The following is an 18,401-nucleotide window of genomic DNA, read 5'->3' as shown; positions in this document are numbered from 1 at the left end:
GACGTTCTGTTTTGTCATTTGGAAAGGTTACTTGGCATACGCCACCGAGCGCATTTCCCGGATAACCGTCACTTTAATCTGGCCGGGGTACTGCATTTCCTTTTCGATTTTTTGCGAAATCTCGAAGCTCAGCTCACCGGCCCGCTCATCGCTCACGTTCTCGGCATCGACAATCACCCGCAGCTCGCGGCCGGCCTGAATGGCGTAGGTCTGGTTGACCCCCTTGAAGGCACTGGCCGTTTCTTCCAACTGCTTGAGCCGCTTGATGTAGCTTTCCATCATCTCGCGGCGGGCGCCGGGGCGCGAGCCCGAAATAGCGTCGCAGGCCTGCACAATGGGTGAAATCAGGGCCGTCATCTCAATCTCATCGTGGTGAGCGCCGATGGCGTTTACCACGTCGGGGTGCTCCTTGTATTTTTTGGCCATTTCCATGCCCAGAATGGCGTGGGGCAGCTCGGGCTCCTCGGTAGTCACCTTGCCGATATCGTGGAGCAGGCCGGCGCGGCGGGCGTGCTTCACGTTGAGGCCCAGCTCGGCGGCCATCGTGGCACAGAGGTTGGCCACCTCGCGGCTGTGCTGAAGCAGGTTCTGGCCGTAGCTGGAGCGGAAGCGCATCCGGCCCACCATTCGGATAAGCTCGGGGTGCAGGCCGTGAATGCCAAGGTCGATAACCGTGCGCTCGCCGATTTCGATGATTTCCTCCTCGATTTTCTTGGTCGTCTTGGCCACAATCTCTTCCACCCTGGCCGGGTGAATACGACCATCCTTCACCAGCAGGTGCAGTGAGAGGCGGGCTATTTCGCGGCGCACCGGGTCGAAGCCCGAGATGATGATGGCCTCGGGCGTATCGTCCACAATCACCTCAACGCCCGTGGCAGCTTCCAGGGCGCGAATGTTGCGGCCCTCGCGGCCGATGATTTTGCCTTTTACGTCGTCGCTTTCAATATTGAAGACCGACACGCAGTTTTCAATCGCGTGTTCCGAAGCCGTGCGCTGAATGGTTTCGAGCACTACTTTCTTGGCGTCTTTGGTAGCCGTGAGCTTGGCTTGCGCCACGGTGTCCTTGATGTAGGAGCTGGCTTGCAGCTGCGCCTCGTTGCGCAGGCTTTCCACGAGCTGCTCGCGGGCTTCGGCAGCCGTGAGGCCGGCTACCTTTTCGAGCTGGCTTTGCACCTCGTGCAGCTGCTCGTCGGCCTGCTGTTGGCGGGCTTGCAGGTCGGCCAGCGCCGTTTCGTGCTTCTGCTGGCGCTTTTCTTCCTGCTGTTCGAAGCGGGTGCGGTGGTGCTCGGCATCAGCCTGCAGCTTTTCGCGGGTGGCTTCCAGCTCCTTTTCCTTGTGCTGCAGCTGTTCCAGCTGCTTCTGGGTAGTATCGGTGAGGTGCTTGATGCTCTGCTCCTGGGCCAGCACGCCCTGCCGGCGCTCGGTCAGCTCCTGCTCCAGCGCGGCTTTGAGGCGCTGGGTTTCCTGCTCAAACTCGCGCCGCTGGCGCTTCTGCTCCTGGTCGTATTCGTTCTTGAGGCTACGAAACTTGTCTTTCGACTGCTGGATACGCTCATCGCGGGTGCGGTTGGCCTGCGCTTCGGCTTCTTCGAGAATCTGACGGGCTTTGGCCTGCGCCTGCCCTTCCAGGTCTTGGCGGGCTTTGCCCGCTAGCTGGCGGCCCACCACCACGCCCGCCACCAGGGCGACGATGGCGGCTACCGCACAATATAAAAGTATAAGAGACATGAAGTTATGGAAATGAAGTGAATCAAAACCATAGCTACGGCAAAAACCCGGAACCGAAACGCAGTAGAAGGCCACTCGCCTTCGGTGCGCCCGGCCGGGCCAACGAAACAGTATGGGTGCAGCTCGGTCGCTAGGCCGCCAGCACCACGCCAGTGAGCAGCTCGTCGAGGCGCGCCAGGCGCTCGGTCAGGGCTGCATCGGTTCCATCCTTTTCTTTGCTAACTTTCAATGAGTCAGCCATTGTGGCGAGGGCTACCATCGCCAGCAGGTCTTGTTTGTCCTGAATGCCGTACTGCTCCCGAAACTCGCGCAGCTTTTCGCTGAGCTGCCGGCCGGCCAGGCGCAGGCGCTCTTCGTCGGCCACGGCCACCCGCATGGGATAGTCGCGCTCGGCAATGCGAATTTTAATAGCTAAGTCGTTCATTTAGAGAGCAAATAAGGATTTCATATGAGAAGGCAGGTTATTCCCTCAAATAGGCAAGGCACTTATCTAGTTCGCGGATGTATTCGTTGAGGCGTTGTTTCAGCTCGTTGGCCTGGGTGGGTTCCCCGCCGGCTATAGTCTGGACAAGTTTAACAATGTTTTCCTGGTTTTGATACTCGCGCAGCTGTTTTTCTCGCTCGCGCTCGTCGGCCCGCAGGTGTTCAATGGTGGTATGGGCATCGGCCAGCTCCTCGCGCAGCTGCTGGTAGGCAGCCACTAAGGTGGTTACCTGTCGCTCCAGGCGGTCAAGCTGTGCAAGTTGTTGAGACGAGGCCACAAAAAGAGATGGTTTAGCCCGCGAAGGTAGTGCCCGAACGCACGCAGCCCTAACCAGGCCGCGGAAAAGCCCGCTAAAGCAGCGGGCTTTTCACGCATTATTTACCCGTTGAGGTTATCGGCTACTTCCGAATGAGAGCCCCGGCCTGCTTTTCGAACTGCTGAATAAGGCGCTGCATGGTCTGGTCGATAGCCTGCTCGGTCAGCGTCTGGGTGGGGTCGAGCAGGGTAAAGCTCACCGAGTATGATTTTTTGCCCGCGCCCAGGTTGGGGCCTTCGTACACATCAAATACGTTGAGGTCTTGCAGCAGCTTCTTCTCGGTGCGCTGAGCAATGGTGCGCAGCTGCTCGAACGTCACGCCCTGGTCGACTACCAGCGACAAGTCGCGGCGCACCTCCGGAAACCGGGGCAGCTCGCGGGCGGTGAGGCTCGCCTTGTACTTTTTGAGCAGCCAATCCCAGTCCAGCTCGGCGTACCACACGGGCTGGCTTACGTCGAGGCGCTTGAGCACGGCCGGCGATACGGCCCCGACGCTGCCTACCGGCTGGTTTTGCGCCAGCAGCGTGAGGCCCCCGGCCAGGTAGGCATGCGGAGTAGGCTGCGGTGTGGCCTGCGCGTGGCCCAGCGCCGCCAGTACCTGCTGCACGGCCCCGGCCGCATCGTGAAAGGTAGTCTTCCGGGTCGGGTGCTGCCAGGTTTCGGCCGAAGCCGCGCCGGTCAGCCACAGGCCTAATATAGTTTTTTCTGCATATTTGCCAGCGGCCGTGCGCTGGTAGGTTTTGCCAAACTCATAGAGCTTGAGGTCGCGCTGCCGGCGGTTGAGGTTGTGGCGCACCACTTCGAGGCCCGAGTGCAGCAGCGTGGGCCGCATCACGTTCAGGTCCTGGCTGTTGTAGTTCAGAATCCGCACCAGCGCCTCATCGGGCGCGGTGGCCTGCTCGAAGTACTGCGCGTTGGTGAGCGAGTTGGTAATGATTTCTGAAAAGCCCTGGCCGCTAAGCAGGCTGGCTACTTTCTGGCGCACCACCTCGGGGTCGGGGTTAGGGAAGGGCGAGAGGAACGAGGCTGCGTTGTGGGGCCGCAGCGCCACGTTGTTGAAGCCGTAGATGCGCAGTATTTCCTCGATTACGTCGGCTTCGCGGGTCACGTCCACCTTATAAGGCGGTACGGCAAGCAGCCAGGTTGGCGCCTGGCCGTGGGTCGAAATTTCCTGCTCAATTTTAATACCCAGCCCGGTCAGGATTTCCCGGATGCGCTCCGGCCCTATTTCCTGGCCGATAAGCCGGGCTACGCGGTCGAGGCGCAAACGCACCTGGCTGTTGGGGATGGCGTGCGGAAACTCGTCGACCACCGGCGCGGCAACCCTGGCGCCGGCTACCTCTTGCAGCAGCAGCGCAGCGCGGCGCAGGGCCGTGGGCACCATGTAGGGGTCGGTACCGCGCTCGTAGCGGAACGACGCATCGGTTTTGAGGCCGTGCGTCTGGCTGGTGCGGCGCACCACGGCCGGCGCGAAATAGGCACTTTCCAGAAATACGCGGGTGGTACCGGCACTCACACCCGAGGTTTTGCCCCCAAACACGCCGGCCAGGGCCATCGGGGTACCCTGGGCATTGGCGATGACGAGGTCATCGGCCTGCAGGCTGCGCTCAACGCCGTCGAGGGTTATAAACTTCTCGCCCGCTTCGGCGCGCTTCACGCGAATCTGGCCGCCGGCAAGCTGGTCGGCATCAAAGGCGTGCAGGGGCTGGCCCAGCTCGTGGAGCACGAAATTGGTGACATCCACCACGTTATTAATCGGCGAGAGGCCAATGCTGCGTAGCCGGTGCTGGAGCCACTCGGGCGAGGGGCCTACCTGCACGTTATCGAGCAGCAGGCCGGCGTAGCGCGGGCAGGCCTGGTCGTCCTCAAGCGTAACACCGATATTCTCGCCGGTGGCGGGAGCCGCGAAGGCGCTCACGTCGGGCAGGTGCGCGGGCTGGCCCAGCAGGGCGCGCAGCTCGCGGGCCACCCCGTAGTGCGAAGCCGCGTCGGCCCGGTTGGGCGTGAGACCAATTTCAAACACGGTATCGGAGCCGAGGCCGAAATACGTGGCGGCCGGCGTGCCATCTGGCAGGTCGGTATCGAGCACCAGGATGCCGGCGTGCGACTGCCCCAGGCCGATTTCGTCTTCGGCACAAAGCATGCCCTCGGAAGCTGCCCCGCGGATTTTCGACTTTTTAATTTTGAATGGCTCGCCCTGGCTGGGATGCAGCATGGCACCTTCCAGCGCCACGACTACGCGCTGCCCGGCTGCCACGTTGGGGGCTCCACACACAATCTGACGGGGCGTTTCGTCGCCCACGCTTACGGTCGTAAGGCTGAGCTTATCGGCGTCGGGGTGGCGCTCGCAGGTGAGCACGGTGCCCAGCACCACGCCGCGCAGGCCGCCCGGAATGCTTTCCAGCTCGTGCAGGCTCTCGACTTCGAGGCCCGAGCCGGTGAGCAAAGCGCCTACTTCGGCCGCGGGCAACGAAGTGGGGAATAAGGTTTTAAGCCAGTCGAAGGAGATAGTCATGCGGGAAAGCGCCGGCCCTGAAGCGGCCGCACGCAGGCTACAAAGTTACTGGCCGCCGACAAGTAGGCTGTTTATTTCTATAATCCCGTAAATTTCCAGGCTAACCAGCAAAGCGCCAGGCGCGCTACTGCGGCACCAGCTGCTCGCCGGCCAGCACGGGCACCGTCAGGCGGTTATCGGCGGGCGGCCGGGGGCAGCTGTAGTCGTGGTTGTAGGCACAAAACGGGCTGTACGCGGCGTTGAAGTCGAGTACGATTTCGCTAGCCTCGGGCGCGGGCAGCGGCAGGTCGAGGTAGCGGCCGCCGGCGTAGGTCTGGCGGCCATTGGTGGGGTCGGTGAAGGGCACGAACAGCTCCTGGCTGTCGCCCTGCTTTTGCAGCAGTACTAGCTTCTGGGGCTGGCCGTTCAGCTCAAACCCGGCGGTGCCCCAGCGGGTGTAGGCATCGGCCGAGCCGCCGGTGAGGGCCAGCGGCAGCGGTACCAGCCCGGCCGACCGGCTGAGGCGGGCCGTTACGCGGTAGGCCGCATCGGGCCTGAAGTAGCGCAGGCCCCCGAATGCCGCCCGCCGGGCCGGCGGAATGGGGGAAGTAGGGGCCGTGCGAAAGGCGTTGTCCTTTTGCTGCCGCGCCTGGCGCAGCTGGGCAGCGTAGCCGGCATCCGTTTTAGAGGCCGGCTCGGTATCCGAAAAGTTATATATTAACAAGCCGATAGCAGCCAGCAGGCCGGCCAGAAGCGGAATCTTGCGCATGAGCAGCATAATTTAGCCAATCCTCCCACCGGGAAGCCTGCCGGCAAAAGTCCGACCGAAAAAGCGGAGTTCCGCGCTCCTCTTCTCCTACAGCATGCCTTCATCGGCGAAGCTGTAGTAGCCATTATCGGTATAAATAAGGTGGTCGAGAATGGGCAAATCGAGAAAATTGCCGGCTTCCCTGAGCTTTTTGGTCAGCGAAATATCGGCGGCGCTGGGGTTGCGGTTGCCGCTGGGGTGGTTATGCACTAGGATAATGCTGCTGGCCAGGTTTTCGAGTGCCTGCTTGAAAATCAGCTTGGGGTCGGCCACGGTACCGGCCACGCCGCCGCTGCTGATTTTTTCCTGGCGCATCACCACATTGGCCCGGTTGAGCAGAATTACCCAAAACTCCTCGTGCGGCAGGTCCTGCAAGCCAGGCCGCACCAGCTGGTAGATATCGCGTGAGCTGCTGATGGTGGTGCGGCGGCCCGCGCCCTGCTCCTTGCGGCGGCGGCCCAGCTCCAGTGCGGCCACTACTGTAATGGCTTTGGCCGGCCCCACGCCGGGGTGGCGGCATAGCTGCTTGATGCTGAGGCGCGCCAACTCATTTAAATCATTATCAACTGCCTGCAGCATCAGCATCCCTACATCAACAGCCGTGAGCTTGGTGGTGCCGGAGCCAAGCAGGATGGCCAGCAGCTCGGCATCGGAGAGCGCGGCACGCCCTTTCTGCACCATTTTTTCGCGGGGCCGGTCTTCCTCAGCCCAGCTTTTAATGCCGAAGCTGGTGGGCGGCACATAGGGCGCGGGGGCAAGCAGGTCGTCGGGCTCATCGGCCGCAGAGGAAGCAGTTGGAAGCATAGTAAAATGGCGCTATAAGCGCAAAGTAAAATAAATTTCCGGGCCGTGCGTCAATCCGGCCGGTGGCCGCTTTCGCCTCAACCAAAATAGCGGCCGGCCGTTTGGCCTTTCTATATGCAAAATCGACTTGTTTTCTGGGCACTATTTTTCCTCATCCTCGTAGCTGAAGCTTATGGCTACGTGGCCGTGCGCACGGCTTTCGCGCCGGCCACGGCCGCAGGCCGGCGCGGCTTCGCCATCAGCTATTGGGCGCTTACCTTGGGGCTGTGGGCGCTGTGCTTCTGGGCAGCGGCTACCCGCCACGATGGGGCTGTGGCCGTTAAAAGCTACCTGCTGGCTGCGCCGCTCCTGCTGCTGGCGGCCAAGCTGGTTGTCATTTTTCCGCTGCTGCTCGAAGACCTGACCCGGCTGGGCCGCTGGGCCGCGCGCGGCTTTGGCGAAGCCACGCCTGGCGACCCTGGCGCAACGCCGCTCACGCGCAGCCAGTTTATCAGCCGGCTGGCGCTGGGTCTCGGGGCCATACCGCTGCTGGCACTTATCTGGGGCATGGTGAAGGGTAAAACCGACTATCAGGTGCGCCGCGTGGTGCTGCGCTATCCCAACCTGCCGGCGTCGTTCGATGGGTTTAAAATTCTGCAAATCTCCGACTTGCACACCGGCTCTTTTAATGGCAATACCGAGCCGATGCGCCGGGCCGTGCGCCTCATCAATGCCCAGCACGCCGACTTGGTTGTAATGACCGGCGACCTCGTGAACGACCGCTCGGAAGAAGTGCTGCCGCATATTGAGGCGCTGGCAGGCATTAAATCGGACCTGCCTATCTTTTCCATTCTGGGCAACCACGACTATGGCGACTACGTGGCCTGGCCCAGCGCCGAAGCCAAGCGCCAAAACTTACAGCAGCTGGCCGGCTACCACGCCAAAATCGGCTGGCGCCTGCTGCTCGATGAAAGCCACACTATTCGGCGCGGGGCAGATGAGCTGGCGGTGCTGGGCGTACAAAACTGGAGCTCCCACCCCAATTTTCCCAAGCATGGCAACCTAGCCCAGGCACACGCGGCCAGCGGCCAGGCGCCGTTTAAGCTGCTGCTCTCGCACGACCCCTCGCACTGGGAAGCCCAGGTATTAGGCTACCCCGATATTGACCTCACCCTCAGCGGCCACACCCACGGTATGCAGTTTGGGGTAAATCTGCCGGGCTTTAAATGGAGCCCGGTGCAGTATTCTTACCCGCAGTGGGTGGGCCTTTATGAGCAGGGTCGGCAAAAGCTCTACGTCAATGTGGGCCTGGGCTACCTGGGCTTTCCCGGTCGGGTAGGCTTTCTGCCCGAGATAACCCTGCTCGAGCTGCGCCGGGCCTAGCTGCCGGTAGGCGCTGATAAACAGGGCCTACTGGCAACCCCACCGCCCCGGACTGCGTTAAAGCGCCCACCCAAGCACCTATGCTCTTAAAATCCTTTCCCATGAAAAACGTTCTGTTGCTGCTAGCCAGCGCCACGGCCATCTCCCTGGCCTCCTGCTCGCAGGAAAAAACTACTGATACCGCCACGACGACCACTACCGCGCCCGGCGACTCGACGGCTACCAAGACCACCACAACTACCTCCGATGTTGTATACAAAACGCGGGGCGCGCGCATGGCCGACAAATTTGCTTCGCGCATGAAAATCAGCGATGCCGCTACGAAGGAGAAGCTGCAGCAGGCGTTCTACAACCGCTCGAAGCGTTATGACGCGCTGATGGCCAAGTACAAAGCCGACACGGCTGGCCTGGGTGCCGCCCGCCGCCAGTACTACAAGGATACCGACGCCGAATTCCGCACCATTCTGGTAGTGCCGGCCCAGTACCAGGCCTACGAGTCGGACCGCTCGACTTACGATGAGTCAAACAACCTCGACACGACCGACCAGTCGGCTGCGGCCTCCAGCAGCACGACGCCCTCGGCCGATAGCAGCGCGGCGATGCCTTCGTCGTCTACGTCGACCACTACTACGACCAACACGACCACCGAAGAAGCCCCTGATGCCACCGGCCCTATGGTAGCAAAAGGCAAATCGAAGATGACCGATGGCTCGAAAGTGAAAGTGAAAGACAACGGCAAAGTGAAGGTGAAAGATGCCGAGGGCAATAAAGCCAAGATGTAGCCAGTAGAGCGGTGAAAACTGCTTATCTGACCCTAAAAAACCCGCGTCTGCAACGACGCGGGTTTTTTTTGCCTCATTTGGTGGCAGCTTTGCAAGAAAGTTGCGTTAAAGAATTCGTGTTTTTGCTGGCAGTCCTTCTATTGTTTAAGCGCAGGCTCTTGACTATCAGCCTGGTGCTTGGTGCTGCCCTTTCAGCTACCAGCGGGTGGGCGCAGGCCGGCAGCCCGCTGCCTACCGTACGCGTCAGCGGCACCGTATCGGCGGGCTCGACTAAACAGCCTATTCCGGGGGCTACCGTGCAGGTGCAGCGCACGCACCGCGGCGTGGTGGCCGATGCGCAGGGCGATTTTTTTCTGACTGCGCTCTCGTCCGACACCCTGCTTTTTCGGGCAATAGGCTACAAGCCGCACCGCCTGGTGCTGGGCAACACCACGCTCTCGCAGCTGGTAGTGCAGGTAAAGCTGGTGCGCGACTCTATTCAGCTCGGCGAAGTGCGTATCACCGCCGACCGCCCCGACCGGGCTATCATCAACCGGGCCCTGCGCAATATGAAGCGCCCCAGTCCGCCCGTGGTAAAAGTGCCCAAGCGCGCGCCCAAGCCCAAGCCGCTGTTTCCTGTCGACTCTACCGCCCCGCGCCCCGAAGCCCCAACCATCAGCGGCTCGAACGTAGACTGGCTCTACGACCAGTTTTCGCGCCAGGGCAAAGAGCGCCGCAAGATGGAGGAGATAAAAGCCCGCGAAGCCGCCGAAAAAGCCCAGCAGAAGCGAGCCGAATACAACAAAGCCTTCCGCGACAACCGGGGGTATGAGTAGCCAGCGGCACGGAGCGGCTGATTGCTGATAACGCGCGGCCCCGGTTTGGCGTAAGCCCAGGAGATGAAAATTGGCTATCCCTGCGTAAATGAAACGCTGCCGTGCAGCGCGGCGGGCACCTTCCGGCTCGCCTCCTACTCGGCCGAGCGCCTGGTGCCGACTGTAGCAGCCAACCTGGCCTGCCTGCAGCAGATACTGGAATGGAATGTAGCGCACGGGCTGCTCTTTTTTCGCATTGGCTCGGGTATCGTCCCATTCGGCTCGCACGAAATCAACACCTTTCCGTGGCAGCAGCACTTTAAAAGCGAGTTTCGGGCCATCGGGGAGTACGTGCGGCGGCATGGACTGCGCATCTCGTTTCACCCCGACCAATTTGTGGTGCTCAACTCGCCCGACCCCGGTATTGTGCAGCGCAGTATTGCCGAACTGGTTTATCAGGGCTCCATGCTCGATTTAATGGAGCTGGACTCGACGGCCAAGCTGCAGATTCACGCCGGCGGCGCCTACGGCGACAAAGGCGCGGCCCTGGCCCGCTGGACCGACACTTTCCATACCCGCCTGCCCGCAGCCGTGAAGGCACGCCTGGTAGTCGAAAACGATGACCGCCTCTACAGCCTGCGCGAGTGCCTGAGCCTGCACGACCTGACGGGCGTACCCATTCTATTCGACAATTTTCACCACGAATGCCTCAACCACGGCGAGCCCATGCGCGAGGCCCTGCGCCTGGCCGCCGCTACCTGGCACCCCACCCGCGACGGCGTACTGATGATGGACTATAGCTCGCAGGCCCCTGGCGAGCGCAAAGGCAAGCATACTGATACGCTGGTGCCCGAGCTATTTCGCAGCTTTCTCACCGACCTCGACGGGCTTGACGTGGATATAATGCTTGAAATCAAAGACAAGGAGGCCAGTGCAGTGCGTGCAGCACAGCTCCTCCGCGAGCTTGGGCTGCTGCCCCGTATGGCAGCAGGCTACGTGCCACCCACTTTCTCGGAGCGCACAGCAGCCAGGCAGCCAGCCGTTAAAGCCCGGCCTGCGTAAAGGGTCTCTGTCTCCACCCACCCTTTTATTTACCCTCTCCCAATTTCTTTTTTATGAATGACCTCCTGCACGCTACCCTGTCGGGGTTGCAGAATGGCCTGACCAGCTTACCCCTGGGCTCAGCTATGGATAATACCGAAACCTGGCAGCAGCAGTTTCTGCAAAGCGGCCAGCCCGAGCTGCAGGACATTGCCCGCGAAATGGGCAACCTGCAATCGCTGCTCACCAGCGGCAGCCTGAGCGCAACGGCCATCGGCAATTCGCTGACCATGCTCGGCGACCAAACCAGCCAGGTCAGCCACCTCGCCAATCCCGACCTCAAAGCCAACCTGCTGAAACTGGCCGATACGCTGCGCCGCCACGGCCACGAGCTACTGGCGCACGCCGCCAAATAAATCGCGCCTGCTAACCGACAAAAGGCTGGGGCTTCTCTTTCGAGGTCCTGGCCTTTTGTCGGTTAGCAAGCGCTGGTAGAGCGTATTCATTTCTGTCAGGGCCGCGTGGAAGCGGGCGACGACTGGGGCGCCGGATGCGGCCGCTGATTGATAGTACTGGAGCTGGCGCCACGGCTGGGCACAATATCACTCGACTGCGTAGACCGCCGCTGGGGAATGAGTGGCTGCTCGCGCACGTCGGGCACAGACGTAGGCGACATCTCTGGGGTGCCCGCTACCGGTGCCGTGCCAACCGCTTGGCGGCTGGGCTGCGCATCGTAGCTGCTGGTGGTGCGCTGCACCTGCGAAGGCCCCTGAATAGTACTCTGGTTGAGCGCAGGGTTCACGGGCGGCACCGAAGTCTGGTTTTGGGCGCCGCCCCGCATGGGGGCTGTGGCATCGAAGGGTACTGTTTGGGCGTGGGCAGTGCCCGCAGTCACGCCGAGTAATAGTAATAACAACGTTTTCATAGTCAATATAGAAAAAATGAATTAACCAAAAGAGCCGGCTGGTCTGCAACGACCAACCGGCTCATTATACGGCAGAAACAGCCGTCGGACTACTACATTTTGGTTTTTGTAGTGGTGCCGTTAGTCGATTTCATGCTTTTATGCTTCATATGCTTGCCTTTGTGCATCGAGCTACCGCTCATGCTACCGTCGCTCATTGAGCCCGACGACATAGTGCCGCTGGTCGAGCCCGACTGCATGGTGCCGCTGGTAGAGCCGCTAGTGCCCGAGGTAGAGCCGGTGCCAGTAGTGCCAGGCGTAGTCTGGGCAAAAGCAGCCGTTGAACAAATTGCAAGAGCAGCGGCAAGGAAACTGGTGGTGAATTTCATGGCAATGTGGAAATAAGAAAAGAATTGAAGAATGCGACTGGCAATAAGCTTAGCCAAGCTGCCAGCCTTATACGGCGCAGCAGGCAGGTTGTTAGCTAATTATCCCGACATTTATTTCTACCAGCTTTTTAGCCCAACCTTGTATACATAATAATAGATTGTTTTACAATAAGTTATCCCATAAGCTAAAAAGCCTCTCCCTACGCGCCTGTCAGGCCAGCTATGGGGTTATAACTCAGCTTACTAACTTAAAAAACATGCATAACGCAACTACAAGGAAAGTTAGGCACTTCTGCACCTGTAGGCTGAAAAAGGCGGTTTCCATCGGTGTTTTCCTCAAACCACACTGGTATTTTATAAAAGTTATATATTTAAAATATAAACTCCTTCTTGCCAGCGTAATAGCCTTTTGGAAGGCAGAGCCGTTTTTTACCCCGGCAAAGCTATCCAAAGTCACAATCTACTCTGTTTCATGCACTGATAACTCAACCGTTAACCACTTCTTAACCAATAATAGCACAAAGGCAGGAGGTTTATTTGACTTATTCAATTAGTAATTTGACTTTTATTAACCTAAAGAGAAAATATACTATGTCACAAATACGGCTGTTGTGTCCTTTTTAGCAGCTCAAAAGCTAGTAAATTTGTCAACACTCCCACTGACCTGGGTATCCTTTCCAACCTGTTCCTTTTCCAAACCAGAGTTAAGCAAAAGCCTCCCCAAACAAGGGGAGGCTTTTCGCTGCCTGGTAGCATAGGAGTTGAGCAGCCTGCATTTGGCGGGCAAAGGTTGCTGGCCGTAGTAGTTTGGCAGCCTTACTGGCTCAACAGCAGCCCTTCCTTACTTACCCACATACCAGGCTGGGAGCCGGCGGCCAGGCGGGGTTTGGTAGGCGTGCGCCTGTCGAAAAACACGAGATACAGCACCCCTACTATGGGCCCCAGCAACAGCGTGCAAAGCAGGCGCAAATGCCAGTAGTCGTCGGTAGTCAGATGCCAGTGCTGGGCGAGGAGTTTGAGTAGCTGTTCCATTTAGGAAGCTACACGTTTTTCGTGACTTTTGCAAGTCGTAAAAGTAGCCTGCCCGCTTCTTATAAGTGCTGTGCGTGCTGGGCTCTTTTACGACCTGCCAACTCTTCTTTGCCCAGACGCGGCCTCGCCTTACAGTGGATGAACTGGGCAGACTGTTGCTGCGGTTTTTGGGTTGATGCGTATTTATCTCGCACAAAAACAAAAACCCCGCTTCCAAGTCGGAAGCGGGGTTTTCAGTGGAGCTGCAGGGATTCGAACCCTGGTCCAGACAAGGAAACTAACGTGCTTTCTACGTGCGTAGCTATGCTTGGATTTTCGAAGAACTTCAGGCACATAGCAGGCCCTTGAAATTCCCTTATCTGCAGTTGGGTTTCACCTCCGAATCACAGCTCTTCGAAAGCTAGTTTCTACTTACGACGCTCCGTGCTCCCAGGTGTAAAAACTTACCCGGGCGGAACGATGGCGGTGCGTAGTTCTAAACTAGGCAGCCATGGCGTACGAATAGTCGCCGATTGTTGTTTGATAGATTTTTTGGCGGGAGAGCTTCCATCAACTCCCGGCACGCTTACCCGCAGCTTGCGCAAGCTGTCAATTCCGGTCAGCCCCAAATTAGAAAGAACAAAGCCCGCGTCCCAAGAGAAGCGGAGCGTAAAGATACGCTGCTTGTAGCGTAAATGTTTTGGGATGATATTTTGTTGCGGTCAGGTGGCAAGCCCACGCTTACCCTACCCTGGCGGCTAGGTATCTTTGTGAAGTATCGCGTATGGAAAATTTTGTTGTTTCGGCCCGTAAGTATCGTCCGGCCACGTTCCGTAGCGTGGTGGGGCAGCAGCACGTCACTACCACCCTGCAAAACGCTATTCAAAGCCAGCACCTGGCCCAGGCCTTTCTGTTTTGCGGGCCGCGGGGCGTAGGCAAAACCACCTGCGCCCGCATTCTGGCCAAAACCATCAACTGCACCAACCTCACGCCCGAAGCTGAGGCCTGCGGGCAGTGCACCTCGTGCGTGGCTTTCCAGGAAAATGCCTCGTTCAATGTGCACGAGCTGGATGCGGCGTCGAATAACTCGGTCGAGGACATTCGCTCGCTGGTAGAGCAGGTGCGCTATGCCCCACAGCAGGGCCGGTATAAAATCTATATAATCGACGAGGTGCACATGCTCTCGAACGCGGCCTTCAACGCCTTTTTGAAGACGCTGGAGGAGCCGCCGGGCTACGCCATCTTTATCCTGGCCACTACCGAGCGCCACAAGATTATCCCTACTATTCTCTCGCGCTGCCAGATATTCGACTTTAACCGGATTCGGGTCGAAGATATTCGGGAGCACCTGCGCTACGTGGCCACCAGTGAGGGCGTAACGGCCGACGACGACGCCCTGCACCTGCTGGCCCAGAAGGCCGACGGCGGGCTGCGCGACGCGCTGTCGATGTTTGACCAGCAGGTCACATTTGCCGGCAACAACCTGACGTACAAAGAGGTAGTGCAGAACCTGCATATTCTGGACTACGACTACTATTTTCGGCTGGTGGAGGCGCTGCTGCGCGAAAATCTGTCGGCCGCGCTGCTACTGCTCGATTCGGTAATGCAGCAGGGCTTCGACCTGCACAACTTTGTGGTGGGCACGGCCGAGCACCTGCGCGGGCTGCTGGTGTGCAAAGACCCCGTGACAGTGCAGCTGCTGGAGGTGTCGGAAAATATCCGGCAGCAGTACGTGCGGCAGGCCCAGGCCGCGCCGCTGCCCTTCTTGCTGTCGGCCCTGAACCTGATAAGCCAGTGCGACCGCGAGTTTAAGCAGGCCAAGAATCAGCGCCTGCACGTCGAGCTGGCGCTTATGAAGCTGGCTTACCTCAACGGCGCCGTGCAATTTGTGCGCGACCTGACGCCGGCCGGCAACGGCGAGGCTAAAAAAAAAACTAGCAGCTTAGCCGAAGCCGCCCCGGCCCGGCCGGCGGCCCTGGGTCAGCAACCCGTAACGAGCACCGAAGAACCCCAGACCAACGCCCCGGCTGACGGTCCAGAGCCGCTGCCGGTCGAAAACGGCGTAGCCGAGCTGCATGCCACGCCCAGCATCGAGCCAGCCCCGGCCGAGCCCGTGACAATGCGCCACCAGGTGCGCGACACCCTGCCACACGTCGAAACCGGCCGGCCGAGTATGCAGGGCCTGGAGCCCAACCACCGGCCCACCGATGTGCGCCCTGCTCCCATCCCGGCGCCCGCTGGCTCGTCCATTCCCAGGATGCCCGGTTTGGGTAGTCTGCCCAATCGCCTGCCAGGCCTGCGCGATGTGGGCACGCCAGCCGCACCGGCCGCCCGCCCGGCGACCACGCTTGCTGAACCAACGCCCGCCACACCTACCGGCCCGCTGCCGCCCATTGCCCCCGAGCTGCTGCGCAGTGTTTGGCAGCAGCTGGCCGACGAGCGCCGCGCCCAGGAAAAGATGAGCGACTATATGGTGCTCAACCGCGCCGTAGCGGCCGATGCGGGCCACGTTATCACGCTCACCGTGGATAACCCGGTGCAGGTGGTGCAGTTCAACGAGTTCCGGGCCGAGTTTATGGCCGAGCTACGGCGGCGCACCGGCCACCCCGGCCTTACGGTGCAGACGGAGGTTGCTACCGCCGTGCCCACCGGCCGCAAGCTCTATACCTCGAATGATAAATTTGCCTACCTGGCCGAGAAGTATCCGGCCTTGCAGGAAATGAAGCAGCGGCTGGGGCTAGATGCAGATTTTTAATCTATTAGCAAATAGCACGTATCAGGTAATAGTACCTATGCTACTGTTGCTAAGGGGATGTCGGCCACAATTGGCTACTCCACTGTTGCGGGTGAGCATCGTGGGTGATGTACTATTGGCCCGCACCGTACCGGCTGCGCTGGCCCGCGATAGTGCTGCTTTACGGCGCACTACCCAAGCGCTGTGGGCCAGCAGCTGTTACGTAGTTGGCAATCTGGAATGTCCCCTCACTGACTCGGCTTGGCCAGCGAGCAAAACGTTTGTATTTCAGGGCCAGCCGTGCTGGGCTGCTTGGCTGCGCAGCCTGGGGCTTACTCACCTTTCGCTAGCTAAACTCGTCGCGAAGTAAAAAGCGAAAGCCGTTGATTAAACTTGCGGCATGCAGGTTTCCCTCACCGACCCGGAGCGCCAACGGTTGCGTGCGTTGCAAAAGCAACGGCGCGATGACGAGGGCTACGTAAAAGTGACGGTGGTGCTGTTGCTGGACAAGGGGCGCTCGGCGGGAAGCATTGCCGACGATTTGGGGCTGGATGATGGCACGGTGTACCGCTACGCCGAGGCCTTTGCCCGGTTGGGCTTGGAGAAGTACCTGGCCCACGAGCAGCGCGGCTACTGGGGGCTGCTGACCAGCACCCAACTCGCCGGCTTGTGCCAGGAGCTGCGCCGGACCCTGTACACCGACTGCCGCCCGTTGCAGGCCTGGCTGACACAGGCCACCGGCGTGCGCTACTCGGTTTCGGGCCTGACGGACCTGCTACACCGGTTGGGCTTTGTGTACAAGCTCACCACGCCCATGCCTTGCGAAGCGGACGCCGACGCGCAGGCCGCTTTTCTGGCCAACCGGTTGCAGCCCCTGCTGGAACGGGCTGCGGCCGGCGACGCCGTGGTGTATTTTGCCGACGCGGCCCACCCCACCCACAACACCCGCTGCACCCGGGCCTGGACCGAAAAAGGCGCACAGCGGCCCCTGCCTACGGTCAGCGGACGCGAACGGGTGAATCTGAACGCGGCCCTCAACGCGCACTGCCCTACGCAGGTGTACGTGCACGAAACGGCCTGCGTCAACGCCCAGAGCACAAAAGCCTTATACGAACAGCTGCTGGCCGCCCATCCCAGCCAACCGATTTACGTGGTCTGCGACAACGCCCGCTACTACAAAAACCAGGAACTGACCCAGTGGCTGGCCGATAAGCCCCTGGTGCAGGTCTTTCTGCCGCCCTATTCGCCCAACCTGAACCTGATTGAGCGCCTGTGGAAGTTCCTGCGCCAGAAAATCATCAACGCCACCTTTTACCGCACCAAGGGCCACTTCCGACAAGCCGTGCTCGGCTTCTTCTCCCGACTCAACGAGTTCGGCCAAGAACTCGCGTCCTTACTTACCCTCAACTTTCACCTCCTGGATTCGCAACCCACTTCGTGACGGGTATAATAACCACACCCTCGACCAACATCTGCCTGGCCTGAGCGCCACGGCCCGCGCCGGGAAGGTGGCGCAGTTGGGAATGCTTGGCTACCAGTCCGACTCGCTGGCGGGCTGCCTGCCTACGGTGCTGGGAGCCGATAGCAGCGTAGTAATCTTTGCCTACTCAGCCTTGACACAGCAGATTGCTGGCGAAGGCTGCGTATGTGGCCACGACTTTGCCACTCTCTGCGAGCGGGTGGCGACTTACAAAACGCTGTTTCCTGAGCGAGCAGTGCTGGTATATCTGCACTGGGGCACTGAGTACGCTGCTCAGCCCAGCACCGAGCAGCGTCAACAGGCCCACGACCTCGTCGACGCGGGCGCAGCGGCTGTGATAGGTGCGCACCCCCACGTGGTGCAACCGGTAGAGTTTTATCGGGGCCGACCCATTGTATATAGTCTGGGCAACTTTCTGTTTGACCGGCGCGGCTCAGCTACTGAGCTGGCCACACAGGTCGATTTTGACCTGCACAATGGTTGGGTCAACGCCACGTATCTACGGCCTCTGCGCTTGGCCGGAGCGGTGCCGCAGCTCGCTACCGATGCATCAACTGCTCAGGCCCTAGTCCGGCGTCTCAACCCTACCGATACCAGCGCCTCTTTTATCGCCACCAATGCGGCCGGTTGGCAGGCGCGTCCCACCGTGCCGGCTACGGCGACCGACTCACTACCCGCCTATCTTGTAAAGCACCTCACGCTGACCGGGCCGAGTGGCAGGCGCACCACTGTGCGCCTGCATTATTTACCTCATATGCGCCAATACCAAGTACGCGCCCGCTCCGGCGATGCCGAAACGGTATTGTCACTAGGTTTTCCGGTGTACCGGTTTGCGCAAGGCGATGTGGATAACGATGGTCAGCCCGATTTGCTCATCGGACCGGTGAAGCGCACGCCGCTCGATGGCGTGGTGCGACGGCGGCTATTCGTGTATAGCCTCGACAGCAGTGGGCAGTTGCACCCACGCTGGCGCGGGTCGCGACTGATGTTCGATATCGTTTTTTTTAAAGCTGTATATACGCACGGCCTCACTTATGTGCAAACTATTGAGCAGGAAACAGCTGGTCGCTATTGCATTGGGAACTATCATTGGCAAGGGTTTGGACTGGTACTCGATAAATTTCTGGCGCGGCGACTGTCGCGGACGGCAGTATATCGGGCCTTTGTGCAGCCAAGCGGCCCAACACATTAGTTGATATATAAATTCACATATGAACCGCAGACCTCTATTCGTGGCGCTGAGTGTACTGGCGCTGGTGTCAGCCGCCTT

General features: G+C 59.8%; 18 protein-coding genes and 1 other RNA gene. 9 read left to right on the top strand and 10 right to left on the bottom strand.

Annotated elements, in window-relative coordinates; all coding sequences use genetic code 11:
• Nucleotides 1-27: 27 nt before the first annotated feature.
• The 6 genes from rny to radC all read right to left on the bottom strand — a co-directional run bounded on the left by rny (nt 28) and on the right by radC (nt 6,634).
• The gene (rny, locus tag F6X24_RS08785) at nt 28-1,728 is read right to left on the bottom strand and encodes a ribonuclease Y (RefSeq protein WP_151087642.1); all 1,701 of its coding nucleotides are present in this window, start codon (nt 1,726-1,728) and stop codon (nt 28-30) included.
• Nucleotides 1,729-1,858: 130 nt separating this feature from the next.
• The gene (locus F6X24_RS08780; protein WP_151087641.1) at nt 1,859-2,152 is read right to left on the bottom strand and encodes a cell division protein ZapA; all 294 of its coding nucleotides are present in this window, start codon (nt 2,150-2,152) and stop codon (nt 1,859-1,861) included.
• 37 nt (nt 2,153-2,189) lie between these two features.
• On the bottom strand, nt 2,190-2,489 hold the full coding sequence (locus F6X24_RS08775) for a hypothetical protein (protein ID WP_151087640.1): 300 nt from the start codon (nt 2,487-2,489) through the stop codon (nt 2,190-2,192).
• 121 nt (nt 2,490-2,610) lie between these two features.
• Nucleotides 2,611-5,043 carry a phenylalanine--tRNA ligase subunit beta gene (gene pheT, locus F6X24_RS08770; protein WP_151087639.1) on the bottom strand — a complete coding sequence of 811 codons (2,433 nt, stop codon included), beginning with the start codon at nt 5,041-5,043 and terminating at the stop codon, nt 2,611-2,613.
• A gap of 124 nt (nt 5,044-5,167) precedes the next feature.
• On the bottom strand, nt 5,168-5,800 hold the full coding sequence (locus tag F6X24_RS08765) for a DUF1684 domain-containing protein (RefSeq protein ID WP_151087638.1): 633 nt from the start codon (nt 5,798-5,800) through the stop codon (nt 5,168-5,170).
• Between the two features lie 78 nt (nt 5,801-5,878).
• A complete protein-coding gene (radC, locus tag F6X24_RS08760) occupies nt 5,879-6,634 on the bottom strand; it encodes a RadC family protein (RefSeq protein WP_151087637.1) in 756 nt (251 codons plus the stop codon).
• Between the two features lie 114 nt (nt 6,635-6,748).
• Here radC and F6X24_RS08755 point away from each other — a divergent pair, with 114 nt between their 5' ends.
• The 5 genes from F6X24_RS08755 (at nt 6,749) to F6X24_RS08735 (ending at nt 11,029) form a co-directional block, all read left to right on the top strand.
• On the top strand, nt 6,749-7,996 hold the full coding sequence (locus F6X24_RS08755) for a metallophosphoesterase (RefSeq protein ID WP_151087636.1): 1,248 nt from the start codon (nt 6,749-6,751) through the stop codon (nt 7,994-7,996).
• A 101-nt stretch (nt 7,997-8,097) separates the two neighbouring features.
• Complete coding sequence (locus F6X24_RS08750) at nt 8,098-8,778, top strand: hypothetical protein (protein WP_151087635.1); 681 nt, start codon at nt 8,098-8,100, stop codon at nt 8,776-8,778.
• Between the two features lie 158 nt (nt 8,779-8,936).
• Nucleotides 8,937-9,593, top strand: coding sequence for a carboxypeptidase-like regulatory domain-containing protein (locus F6X24_RS08745; RefSeq protein ID WP_191906520.1), 657 nt, complete (start codon nt 8,937-8,939; stop codon nt 9,591-9,593).
• Between the two features lie 63 nt (nt 9,594-9,656).
• Nucleotides 9,657-10,634 (top strand): UV DNA damage repair endonuclease UvsE, encoded by a 978-nt coding sequence (uvsE, locus tag F6X24_RS08740; protein WP_151087633.1) that lies wholly within the window; start codon nt 9,657-9,659, stop codon nt 10,632-10,634.
• 53 nt (nt 10,635-10,687) lie between these two features.
• Complete coding sequence (locus F6X24_RS08735) at nt 10,688-11,029, top strand: hypothetical protein (RefSeq protein WP_151087632.1); 342 nt, start codon at nt 10,688-10,690, stop codon at nt 11,027-11,029.
• A gap of 95 nt (nt 11,030-11,124) precedes the next feature.
• Here F6X24_RS08735 and F6X24_RS08730 read toward each other — a convergent pair whose 3' ends face one another.
• The 4 genes from F6X24_RS08730 to ssrA form a co-directional block, all read right to left on the bottom strand.
• Nucleotides 11,125-11,538, bottom strand: coding sequence for a hypothetical protein (locus F6X24_RS08730; RefSeq protein WP_151087631.1), 414 nt, complete (start codon nt 11,536-11,538; stop codon nt 11,125-11,127).
• A gap of 92 nt (nt 11,539-11,630) precedes the next feature.
• Nucleotides 11,631-11,906, bottom strand: a complete 276-nt coding sequence (locus F6X24_RS08725; protein ID WP_151087630.1) for a hypothetical protein — start codon at nt 11,904-11,906, stop codon at nt 11,631-11,633.
• An 816-nt stretch (nt 11,907-12,722) separates the two neighbouring features.
• Nucleotides 12,723-12,938: a hypothetical protein gene (locus tag F6X24_RS08720; protein WP_151087629.1), complete on the bottom strand. Its 216-nt coding sequence runs from the start codon at nt 12,936-12,938 to the stop codon at nt 12,723-12,725.
• A gap of 234 nt (nt 12,939-13,172) precedes the next feature.
• Nucleotides 13,173-13,544, bottom strand: a transfer-messenger RNA (tmRNA) gene (ssrA, locus tag F6X24_RS08715).
• Nucleotides 13,545-13,701: 157 nt separating this feature from the next.
• Here ssrA and F6X24_RS08710 point away from each other — a divergent pair.
• From F6X24_RS08710 to F6X24_RS08695, 4 genes are all read left to right on the top strand, one after another.
• Entirely contained in the window at nt 13,702-15,672 is a 1,971-nt protein-coding gene (locus tag F6X24_RS08710) for a DNA polymerase III subunit gamma/tau (protein ID WP_151087628.1), read from the top strand.
• Nucleotides 15,659-16,021: a CapA family protein gene (locus F6X24_RS19430; protein ID WP_151087627.1), complete on the top strand. Its 363-nt coding sequence runs from the start codon at nt 15,659-15,661 to the stop codon at nt 16,019-16,021. The genes F6X24_RS08710 and F6X24_RS19430 overlap by 14 nt, the downstream gene beginning before the upstream one ends.
• 30 nt (nt 16,022-16,051) lie before the next feature.
• A complete protein-coding gene (locus tag F6X24_RS08700; RefSeq protein WP_151086484.1) occupies nt 16,052-17,092 on the top strand; it encodes an IS630 family transposase in 1,041 nt (346 codons plus the stop codon).
• A gap of 67 nt (nt 17,093-17,159) precedes the next feature.
• Nucleotides 17,160-18,323, top strand: coding sequence for a CapA family protein (locus F6X24_RS08695; RefSeq protein WP_229725444.1), 1,164 nt, complete (start codon nt 17,160-17,162; stop codon nt 18,321-18,323).
• The last annotated feature ends 78 nt before the right edge of the window (nt 18,324-18,401 follow it).

It is taken from the genome of Hymenobacter baengnokdamensis (assembly GCF_008728635.1).
GTDB lineage: Bacteria > Bacteroidota > Bacteroidia > Cytophagales > Hymenobacteraceae > Hymenobacter > Hymenobacter baengnokdamensis.
The sequence above is the reverse complement of the archived record's forward strand: the minus strand, read 5'-3'. Positions and strand labels throughout refer to the sequence as shown.